A 630-nucleotide genomic window follows, 5' to 3' on the forward strand; every position below is an offset into this window, starting at 1 on the left:
TGCCCGTAATTTCGCAGGCATTTTTCAGTGGCTGACCGGTATTCGTACCGAAAATATAACGCCATTCAATCCGCTGACAGACGAAGATAATGAACCCGTTATGGTTTTTAACGGAGAGAAAAATGTGCCGGCAGACAGTCTGAAACCGCAGCCACTTATTCTTCCGGACCACAGGTAATCATATATGGCAAACTGTAATACAGTCTCTTGTACTGAAAAGGATTCTGTATAGAATAGAACCTGTATTCATATCAGCACAAGGGACCACCAAATCCCGGCAACATTCCTTACGTCAGTTATCCCGCATCACCCTGTGGGTGCGGGATTTTTTATGATGTTTCTTTTTATTGAATATATATAAATAACGAATAACTGCGGATTCTGATAATCCACCTGCAGGGAGCAATCCGGTAAACATTTAATACATCAGTTAATATCGTTTTGCCTTTTTAACAAAGAAAATATTCATGGAGTAAGTTCCCGGGCATTTGCCCGGGATGATTACTGTTTTAATGGATTATTAATCTTTGCATATTCAAATGGACTGATAAATTTTTCTCTGTTTGCATCCAGAAAATCGGCCCACCATTGTAGCATCAAGCGGCGTTCTTCCAGATGCTCTGCTTTATG

The 630-nt window shown here is 40.5% G+C and carries 2 pseudogenes; one reads left to right on the forward strand and one right to left on the reverse strand.

The features are described from left to right. Positions 1-178: pseudogene (locus tag ACJHW7_RS25285) on the forward strand (phosphoethanolamine transferase); the annotation flags it as partial. Positions 179-501: 323 nt separating this feature from the next. On the opposite strand, the pseudogene ACJHW7_RS25290 reads toward ACJHW7_RS25285, so the two are convergent. Further along, positions 502-630: pseudogene (locus tag ACJHW7_RS25290) on the reverse strand (integrase); the annotation flags it as partial.

It is taken from the genome of Escherichia sp. WS1152 (assembly GCF_046487665.1).
Classification (GTDB): Bacteria; Pseudomonadota; Gammaproteobacteria; order Enterobacterales; family Enterobacteriaceae; genus Escherichia; species Escherichia coli.